This window comes from Bacillus sp. TE8-1 (assembly GCF_008368855.1).
Classification (GTDB): Bacteria; Bacillota; Bacilli; order Bacillales; family Bacillaceae_G; genus Bacillus_A; species Bacillus_A cereus.
Genome location: NZ_QPET01000030.1, coordinates 80667 through 90338 on the forward strand (window position 1 = coordinate 80667; position 9672 = coordinate 90338).

Here is a 9672-nt window from a genome sequence, read left to right on the forward strand (position 1 = left end):
ACTAAAAAAACTCTGTAAAATGATTTTTACAGAGTTTTTTCTTAGTTTTAATTTATTTCAAACGTATAACTATACTTATTAACCTACCAATCTCCTACTCAACAGTAACAGACTTAGCTAAGTTACGTGGCTTATCAACGTCACACTCGCGGTGAAGTGCTGCGTAGTATGAGATAAGTTGTAATGGAATAACTGCTACTAGCGGTGCTAGCGCTTCGTGTACAGCTGGTAATACGAAGCTGTCACCTTCCATTTCTAAGCCTTTCATTGAAATGATACATGGGTTAGCCCCGCGTGCTACTACTTCTTTCACGTTACCACGAATTCCAAGGTTTACGTGCTCTTGTGTAGCAAGTGCGATAACTGGTGTACCATTTTCGATTAAAGCGATTGTACCGTGTTTTAACTCTCCTCCAGCGAATCCTTCTGCTTGGATGTAAGAGATTTCTTTTAGTTTTAACGCACCTTCTAATCCTACGTAGAAGTCTACGCTACGTCCGATGAAGAAACAGTTACGCGTTGTCGCTAAAAATTGTTTTGCTAATGCGTCCATTTCTTCTTTTTGATCACAAAGTTCTATCATTGCATTTGCTACAAGTCCTAGTTCGTGTGTTAAATCGAAATCAAGAACTTCACCTTTTGCTTTAGCAATATCAGCCGCTAAAATTGAAAGTACTGCAAGCTGTGCTGTGTAAGCTTTCGTTGATGCAACTGCAATTTCTGGTCCAGCGTATAACGGAAGTGTATAATCAGCTTCACGAGAAAGCGTAGAACCAGGCACGTTTGTAATTGTTAATGCTTTATGGCCCATTTCATTTGTTTGCACAAGTACTGCACGGCTATCAGCTGTTTCACCACTTTGTGAAATGTAAATGAAGAATGGTCTTTCTGTTAATAATGGCATGTTGTAAGAGAATTCACTTGCCACGTGTACTTCAACTGGCATTTTTGCAAACTTCTCGATAAATTGTTTTCCAACAAGACCTGCATGATAACTCGTTCCACATGCAATGATGTAAATACGATCGCTATCTAAAATCGCATTGCGGATGTCTTGATTTAATTCAATTTCGCCATTTTCATCTTGATACTTTTGAATTATATTACGGATTACAAGTGGTTGCTCATCGATTTCTTTAAGCATGAAATGAGGATATGTTCCCTTTTCAATATCACTTGCGTCTAATTCCGCTGTAAACGGTGCACGTTCAATCGTTTCACCTTGTAAGTTTTTAATTGTAATACTTTCTTTCGTTACGATTACGATTTCTTTATCCATTAGCTCAATAAATTGATCTGTAACTTGTAACATCGCCATAGCGTCGCTTGCCACAACATTAAAGTTGTCACCAACACCTACTAATAGCGGGCTTTTGTTTTTAGCAACATAAATCATGTTTGGATTTTCAGCATCAAGTAATCCGATTGCATAAGAGCCATGTAAAAGAGATAGCGTATTACGGAACGCTTCTTCTACACTTAATCCTGTGCTCACTTGTTGTTCCATAAGCTGTACGATAACCTCTGTATCTGTTTCACTTACGAACGTTACATCTTGTAAATATTCCTTTTTCACTAATTCATAGTTTTCAATTACACCGTTATGAACTAATGTAAAGCGTTTTGATGTACTTTGATGCGGATGCGCGTTTACCTTACTTGGAACACCGTGTGTAGCCCAGCGTGTGTGTCCGATACCCACGCTTGCTGCTACGTTCTCATCTACGATTTCACGAAGTTTTGCGATACGGCCTTTTTCTTTGTATACAACAACACCGTTCTCTGCTTGTACTGCAATACCTGCTGAATCATATCCACGATATTCTAGCTTTTCTAAACCTTTTAATAAAATTTCCTTTGCATCTTGCTCTCCAATAAATCCTACGATTCCACACATGTTTAGTCGCCGTTACAAATGCTTACACTGCTCTGCGAACATGTAACGACATAGTCCGATACCATTTTTATTTATACTAAAAAACGGATTACATATTGCTAGCCCTGTAAGCTTGTAACGGCTTTCACCTTCCTCTCGATTGGGTTTAAGTCCGTATATACTTATACAGCTAGTTTTCATCCGTTCCTCTTCTCTCATCACACTTTCACCTTTGTCCACTAAGTCACCTTAATGATTTAAGTAAAAGTTTGCGGTTGTGATGAACAACCGGGAGTCATCCGCCGAAATCTCGATAAACCCCACCTCGTCAACTACACTATTTGTAGTTCTGGCGCTTTTATAATTTACAATATTTCCTTTGAGAAAAAGAACAAGACCATCTTATAACAAACATGGATAAACCGTCAATGAAATTTTTTTCATCGTCTATAAAACATATGAAAAAGGAGCACTTTTTGTGCTCCTTTTTCATATAAATTCAGCTAATTATTCAGCGCCAACTTCGGCTTTCACAACTTCTACAATGCGATGTACATATGCATCACAAACTTCTTGTGTTGGTGCTTCTGCCATTACACGAATAAGTGGCTCTGTTCCAGATGGACGAACAAGAATACGGCCATCACCGTTCATTTCTTCCTCTACAACACGAATAATTTCTTTAATTTTTTCATTTTCTAATGCTAATTTTTTATCTGTTACACGAACGTTTACTAACAATTGTGGGAATTTCGTCATTTCTCCTGCAAGCTCAGATAATGGCTTTTTCGTCATTTTCATGATGTTTACAAGTTGAAGTGCACTTAACATTCCATCACCAGTTGTAATGTAATCAAGTAAGATAATATGGCCTGATTGTTCTCCACCTAGGTTGTAACCCCCACGCTTCATTTCTTCCATTACGTAGCGGTCACCAACTGCTGTTTTATCACTTGTAATATTATTTGCTTCAAGTGCCTTGTAAAAACCTAAGTTACTCATAACAGTTGAAACAACTGTATTATGTTTTAATTGACCAGTTTCTTTCATATATTTCGCACAAATGAACATAATTTGATCACCGTCAACGATGTTTCCTTTTTCGTCTACAGCAATTAAACGGTCGCCATCGCCATCAAAAGCAAGTCCGATATCCGCACCTTTTTCTTTTACCAATTCAGCTAAGCCTTCTGGATGTGTAGATCCTACACCCTCATTAATATTCATACCGTTTGGAGAAGTTCCCATTGTTGAAATATCAGCTTCTAGGTCTGCAAATAAGTATGGAGCTAGAGAAGAAGTTGCACCATGTGCACAATCTAAAGCGATATGTAGGCCAGAGAAATCTTCTTCAACAGTTTGTTTAATGTACTGTAAATATTTTTGTCCACCTTCAAAGTAATCGCTCACTTGTCCAAGATTAGTACCTGTCGGACGTGGTAGTTCATCAACTTCTTTGTCTAATAAAGCTTCAATCTCAGCTTCTTGCTCATCTGTTAATTTAAAGCCGTCTGAACCAAAGAATTTAATACCGTTATCTTGTACTGGATTATGAGATGCAGAAATCATAACACCCGCTTGTGCATCTAGTGCTTTTGTTAAATAAGCAACGCCCGGTGTAGAAATAACGCCAAGGCGCATTACTTCTGCTCCAGTTGATAATAGGCCTGCTACTAAAGCTCCTTCTAACATATGACCAGATACACGTGTATCACGACCGATAATTACTTTTGGACGATCTGTATCTTTTGTTAATACATAACCACCAAAACGTCCAATTTTGAAAGCTAATTCAGGTGTTAACTCCTTATTTGCAACTCCGCGTACTCCATCTGTACCAAAATATTTACCCATTATGATTCGCTCCTTTTTCTTGCTCTTTTTGATTATCTACTGTTGGTTCTTGACTCGTTTCTTTATCTTTATCTTTATCTTGATTTTGATTTTGGTTTTGATTCTTTTCCTGTTCTTTTTCTGAATCAGGTTCAGGATTTTTTGGTTTCTCATTTTGATTTTCTTGATCCGTATTTGAATCCGGTTGTTGACCGTTACCCTGTACTTCTTTATCTGGTTTTTCTTTCTTCACAATAGTAACTTTAGCACTTTTTTGTTTTGGCTCTATTGAAATATTACCAGGACCGCTCACTTGAATGGAAATATCTTTCGTCCCTGAGGATACATTTTGCAGATTAATTACCGCTGTTATTTGAGCAGCTGTTATTTTATCTACTATACTTGCTTCTCCTGAAATATCAACACTTATCTTTCCATCTTGCGGCGAAAGTAGCTGAGCAGTAACATCTTTAGACAGTCCATTTTTCTGGATTGGGATACCATCAATCGTTTTTGTTTTCGTTTGTTTTGTTTTTTGCACTCCCACCGAAACCTTCACTTGATTCGGTTTTGCACTTGTTACACCCTTGGGTAATAAAACAGAGGCATCGAATGTTGTAGACTCTGTCAATTGACTAAGATCTACTTCGACCCCCTCTAGAGATTGTATATTATCCAAAATATCTTTTGGACCAGCTATCGTTACTTCTCTCGGTTCAACACTGATATTTGTAACCGCCAATCCTTCTGCTAAACTCCCCTTCTTCGTATACGTTACAGGAACAGTTTTTTCAGTATTATTGGCTGTAGTTTGCGTTGCCACATTCAACGTTACACTAATCTTAGATGGACTTGTTCTTACATTTAAACGTTTTCCTTCTTTATTGTATAATGTAACTTCGGGAGTTTTTGTAACAGTTTTATTAACACCTTTTAAATCAACATACGCTTTGGCAGATGAAATGCTTTCAATTTCTTCTTTCGTCCCAACTACCTCAACAGTATCCGGTTTAAGGCTTGATTTTTCTAGAGTAGCCCCCGCTGGCATCTGATCCTCATTTGATAATTTCAGATCTACATGAACATATTTTCTCGCCTTTTCATGAAGAGTAACTTTAATTGTTGATGGCTGAACTGTTCCTTTCACATCATCTGGAAGCCCGTTCGTTTTTAAAGAAATCTCATAAGTTCCTTTTGGACTATCTCGCAAATCAACCGGTATGTCAAATTGTTTTTTTGCTTTTGCTGTAGCAACTGATGCTTTTGGGCCTTCTAATTTTACTTTAACGCCCTCTGCCGGAATACCACTTACAATATATTTTTCCTCATCATACTTAAGATTAATAGCATAATTAGTTAATGTTTCTTTCGTATCATTTGCAAAAGGTAATATACCTGATGTCGTATTTTTTTCAGTTAACGTCGCTGACATAAAAAGCATACACGCCAATAGTAATGAGATCCCTTTTAAAAACCAATGATTCTCCATTAACTTATCCATGACGCTTTCTCCTCCAATTCCATAAAGACGAAGAAGTCGTTTTTTCGTTTCCACTAAATTCAGCTAATAACATATCTTTCAGCTGTTCTGTCTTCAAATCACGATGCAACTTACCATTTTTCGTTAAAGAAATTTGACCAGTTTCTTCAGACACAACTACTGTAATACTATCAGTAACTTCACTAACTCCCATTGCAGCACGATGTCTAGTTCCTAATTCTTTAGAAATAAACGGACTTTCTGATAATGGAAGATAGCATGCTGCTGCTTTAATTGTACTTCCTTGCATAATTACCGCTCCGTCATGAAGAGGTGTATTTGGAATAAAAATATTAATAAGTAATTCCGATGATACGTTTGCATTAAGCGGAATACCCGTTTCCACATAATCACCCATACCGGTCTCTTTTGACAAAGTAATTAATGCACCAATTCTACGTTTCCCCATATATTCGGTTGCTTTTGCTATCGATGTTGCAACCATTTCAGGTTCATCATCCTCATGCGTTCCAACACGCGAAAATAAACTCCCGCGCCCTAGCTGCTCAAGTGCTCTTCGCAATTCTGGCTGAAAGATAATAATAACGGCTAAAAATCCCCACGTTAATACTTGTTCAGTTAGCCAAGATAGCGTACGCAATTCAAGGAAAATACTGATCATCTTAACGACGATAATAACTGTAATCCCTTTTAAAAGTTGAACAGCTTTCGTCCCTCGGATTATAAGAATTAGCTTATATATAATAAACCATACAATGGCAATATCTAATGCCGTACTAAGATATTTCAAAATGGTCGTATCTTCAAAAGGCATGCTATCCCTTCCTCCTACTTACGAGCAATTCTATCCATATATTGAAATATTGTTTTATGCTCTATCTGTATGTATTTCCAACAACTAGTTAATTATACCATACATGAAACAAACGACAATTACAAACAACCCCCTTTAGCTCAAATTGGTAAGATGTCAAACATTTTTATTGTACAGTATAATATAAATCATTATTATACGCTTATTTTCAAATAAAAAAAGCAACTTCTCAGTTGCTTTTCTTACATTTATTTTAGTTTTTCACCGAATAAAGAACCCATTAAAGCAACTGCTGTTGTTGCCGTTCTATTTCTCTCATCTAAAATCGTATTTACCTCAACAAATTCAGCAGATGTGATAATATCAGCTTCTGCTAACATTTCCATCGCCAAATGACTTTCACGATAAGATAGACCGCCAATTACAGGCGTTCCAACACCTGGTGCATCATGAGGATCAAGACCATCTAAATCTAATGATAAGTGTACACCATCGGTATGAGATAAATATGCGATTGTTTCTTCCATCACAGCCGTCATCCCCATACGATCAATTTCATGCATTGAGAACACTTTAATACCTTCATTGCGAATGAAATCTTTTTCTCCTTCATCCAATGCACGCGCACCGATAATTACGACATTCTCTTTTTTCACCTTTGGATATGCTCCGTATAAATCTACAAGTGAAGAATGTCCATAACCTAAACTTGCTGCAAGTGACATACCATGAATATTTCCAGATGGTGAAGTTTCCTCTGTATTTAAATCACCGTGTGCATCATACCAAATAACGCCTAAGTTTTTATAATGTTTTGCTACACCAGCTAATGTACCGATAGCAATACTATGGTCACCACCTAATACAAGTGGAAAACGCCCTTCTTCTATAATATGATCCACCTTACTTGCTAATTCATTACATACAGTTGCAACTTGTGTAAGGTTTCTTAATTTTGTATTTTCATCTATCTCTTTTTCTCTCTCTATACATATATCTCCCATATCTTTAACGTCATATCCAATTTCTTCAATTCTTTCAATTACCCCTGCATAACGGATCGCGCTCGGTCCCATATCAACTCCACGACGCATCTGTCCTAAATCCATTGGAACTCCAATAACTGAGATTTCTTTTTTCATAGATAGTATCCCCCTTTTATGCCTTCACTAAATATTTTAAATCTTTTATATAGTCTGACTCAACTCGACATTTTTCTGTATGGATATACAATTTATTCACTTATATTCACGTTGAAAACCAAATTTTAAGACTATTCTATGTATAAAGTTAACTTAATGAAACAATCGCAATCACTATTATTAAATAATAATAATAAAACACTCCTATATTTAGAAGTGTTTTTCTGATGCTATTTTCCATACTGTTGCAATATTCTTCGTTGTCATTTCAATATTTTCTTCTGCTACTTTATATGCTTCTTCTAGTGTCATCGGTCTCGTTGTAATACTAAATACCGCATCTATTCCTTTCTCGTACACAGCTGAATAATCAGATGATACAGACCCTCCAATAGCAATTACAGGCACAGAAAAACGTTTTGCACGCCCCGCAACACCCACAGGAGCCTTTCCATATGCAGTTTGTTTATCTATTCTACCTTCACCAGTTATAATAAGATGTGCATCTTCTATATGTTTATCGAAATTTGTATAATCTAATACAATTTCAATGCCCCTACGCAAGTCTCCCTTTAACACTGAAATAACAGCCGCTCCCATTCCTCCCGCTGCCCCTGCACCAGGTATTTCAGATACATCAAAAGATACATATCGTTTAAGCATATTCGCATAATGTTGTAAATTCTCATCTAGCTCTTTCATCATCTCTATATTTGCACCCTTTTGTCTCCCAAATACGAAAGATGCTCCCTGCATTCCGACTAATGGATTATCCACATCACATGCCGCTTCTATCTTTACCCCCTTTAAGCGTGGGTCCATTCGTGAAAAATCAATAGCAACAATCGATTGTAATGTGCCTCCAGATGGATCTATTACTTCACCCTTGTCATTTATAAATCTTACTCCTAAAGCTGCTAACATACCTGCCCCACCATCATTTGTAGCACTTCCTCCAAGTCCTAAAATTATGTACTCCACTCCTTGATCTAGCGCATGTAATATAAGTTCTCCTGTTCCTTTTGTCGTTGTAATAAGTGGGTTGCGCTTTTCAACTGGAACGTGCTGTAATCCTGATGCTGCTGCCATTTCAATAAACGCTGTCTTTTTATCTTTAGAAATGCCATAAAAAGCTTGTATACCTTCTCTAAGCGGTCCTGTCACACTAATTGATATAATTCTCCCCCCTGTAGCATCAACAAGTGATTCAACCGTCCCTTCTCCTCCATCTCCAATTGGTATTTTCACATACTCTGCATTAGGAAAAATTGCTCTAAAACCTCTTTCAATAGCTCCACATACTTCTATAGCTTTTAGGCTTTCTTTATATGAATCAGATGCAATAACAACTTTCACAATTATCTCCCCATCCCTTATTTTTACGTTTTCTTCATTTTAAACGACAAGTATAAAAGTTGTCTTTTTAAACACAAAAAAAAGCTTACATCGTATGATGTAAGCTTTTTTATTTAGGTGGAGCCTAGCGGGATCGAACCGCTGACCTCCTGCGTGCAAGGCAGGCGCTCTCCCAGCTGAGCTAAGGCCCCTTATTAATTAAGCGGAAGACGGGATTCGAACCCGCGACCCCAACCTTGGCAAGGTTGTATTCTACCACTGAACTACTTCCGCAAAAATGATGAGCCATGAAGGACTCGAACCTTCGACCCTCTGATTAAAAGTCAGATGCTCTACCAACTGAGCTAATGGCTCGTAAATGGCTGGGCTAGCTGGATTCGAACCAGCGCATGACGGAGTCAAAGTCCGTTGCCTTACCGCTTGGCTATAGCCCATTAATATTTACTAGTATGGTTATCTTTTCAAAAAAATAAACCCTCTCAGGTTATTTTAAAGAAAATGGTGGAGGGGGGCAGATTCGAACTGCCGAACCCGAAGGAGCGGATTTACAGTCCGCCGCGTTTAGCCACTTCGCTACCCCTCCGACATTTTAAATATATATGGTGGAGGATGACGGGATCGAACCGCCGACCCCCTGCTTGTAAGGCAGGTGCTCTCCCAGCTGAGCTAATCCTCCAAAAGTGGTGACCCGTACGGGATTCGAACCCGTGTTACCGCCGTGAAAGGGCGGTGTCTTAACCACTTGACCAACGGGCCAAAAAAGTTTTAAACCTATTCCCAAGCTTCCAACCGGGCTTGAACCGGTGACCTCTTCCTTACCATGGAAGTGCTCTACCAGCTGAGCTATGGAAGCATAATGGCTCCGCAGGTAGGACTCGAACCTACGACCGATCGGTTAACAGCCGATAGCACTACCACTGAGCTACTGCGGAATAATATTGCTTGGCGACGTCCTACTCTCACAGGGACAAGGTCCCAACTACCATCGGCGCTAGAGAGCTTAACTTCCGTGTTCGGTATGGGAACGGGTGTGACCTCTCTGCCATCATCACCAAACTATGAAGGCATATTCCTTCAAAATGTAATAAGAAATTTTACATATATATTCCTTCAATACTAGATTCATCGCTCACATGTCACCATGCTTCCA

Annotated in this window: 7 protein-coding genes, 9 tRNA genes and 1 rRNA gene; all 17 read right to left on the reverse strand. The window is 38.2% G+C overall.

What is annotated here, in order from left to right:
- Window positions 1–94: 94 nt before the first annotated feature.
- The 17 genes from glmS to rrf all read right to left on the reverse strand — a co-directional run bounded on the left by glmS (window position 95) and on the right by rrf (window position 9578).
- The gene (glmS, locus tag DN404_RS25730; RefSeq protein WP_000334163.1) at window positions 95–1897 is read right to left on the reverse strand and encodes a glutamine--fructose-6-phosphate transaminase (isomerizing); all 1803 of its coding nucleotides are present in this window, start codon (window positions 1895–1897) and stop codon (window positions 95–97) included.
- Between the two features lie 12 nt (window positions 1898–1909).
- Window positions 1910–2095: a hypothetical protein gene (locus DN404_RS25735; RefSeq protein ID WP_001206405.1), complete on the reverse strand. Its 186-nt coding sequence runs from the start codon at window positions 2093–2095 to the stop codon at window positions 1910–1912.
- A gap of 288 nt (window positions 2096–2383) precedes the next feature.
- Entirely contained in the window at window positions 2384–3730 is a 1347-nt protein-coding gene (gene glmM / locus DN404_RS25740; protein ID WP_000521476.1) for a phosphoglucosamine mutase, read from the reverse strand.
- The gene (locus DN404_RS25745; RefSeq protein WP_000359600.1) at window positions 3723–5210 is read right to left on the reverse strand and encodes a CdaR family protein; all 1488 of its coding nucleotides are present in this window, start codon (window positions 5208–5210) and stop codon (window positions 3723–3725) included. Before DN404_RS25745 ends, glmM begins: the two co-directional genes overlap by 8 nt.
- The gene (cdaA, locus tag DN404_RS25750; RefSeq protein ID WP_149215616.1) at window positions 5203–6024 is read right to left on the reverse strand and encodes a diadenylate cyclase CdaA; all 822 of its coding nucleotides are present in this window, start codon (window positions 6022–6024) and stop codon (window positions 5203–5205) included. The genes DN404_RS25745 and cdaA overlap by 8 nt, the downstream gene beginning before the upstream one ends.
- Window positions 6025–6272: 248 nt before the next feature.
- The gene (rocF, locus tag DN404_RS25755) at window positions 6273–7166 is read right to left on the reverse strand and encodes an arginase (RefSeq protein WP_000711563.1); all 894 of its coding nucleotides are present in this window, start codon (window positions 7164–7166) and stop codon (window positions 6273–6275) included.
- A gap of 210 nt (window positions 7167–7376) precedes the next feature.
- The gene (locus DN404_RS25760; RefSeq protein WP_149215617.1) at window positions 7377–8522 is read right to left on the reverse strand and encodes a glycerate kinase; all 1146 of its coding nucleotides are present in this window, start codon (window positions 8520–8522) and stop codon (window positions 7377–7379) included.
- Between the two features lie 118 nt (window positions 8523–8640).
- Window positions 8641–8713: transfer RNA gene (locus tag DN404_RS25765), tRNA-Ala, on the reverse strand.
- Window positions 8714–8723: 10 nt separating this feature from the next.
- Window positions 8724–8795: transfer RNA gene (locus DN404_RS25770), tRNA-Gly, on the reverse strand.
- 8 nt (window positions 8796–8803) lie between these two features.
- Window positions 8804–8876, reverse strand: a tRNA-Lys gene (locus DN404_RS25775).
- A 5-nt stretch (window positions 8877–8881) separates the two neighbouring features.
- Window positions 8882–8956: transfer RNA gene (locus DN404_RS25780), tRNA-Gln, on the reverse strand.
- A 65-nt stretch (window positions 8957–9021) separates the two neighbouring features.
- A tRNA-Tyr gene (locus tag DN404_RS25785) sits at window positions 9022–9105 on the reverse strand.
- A gap of 17 nt (window positions 9106–9122) precedes the next feature.
- Window positions 9123–9198, reverse strand: a tRNA-Val gene (locus DN404_RS25790).
- 5 nt (window positions 9199–9203) lie between these two features.
- A tRNA-Glu gene (locus tag DN404_RS25795) sits at window positions 9204–9278 on the reverse strand.
- A 24-nt stretch (window positions 9279–9302) separates the two neighbouring features.
- Window positions 9303–9375, reverse strand: a tRNA-Thr gene (locus DN404_RS25800).
- Between the two features lie 4 nt (window positions 9376–9379).
- Window positions 9380–9454, reverse strand: a tRNA-Asn gene (locus DN404_RS25805).
- An 8-nt stretch (window positions 9455–9462) separates the two neighbouring features.
- Window positions 9463–9578, reverse strand: a 5S ribosomal RNA gene (gene rrf / locus DN404_RS25810).
- Window positions 9579–9672 lie beyond the last annotated feature (94 nt).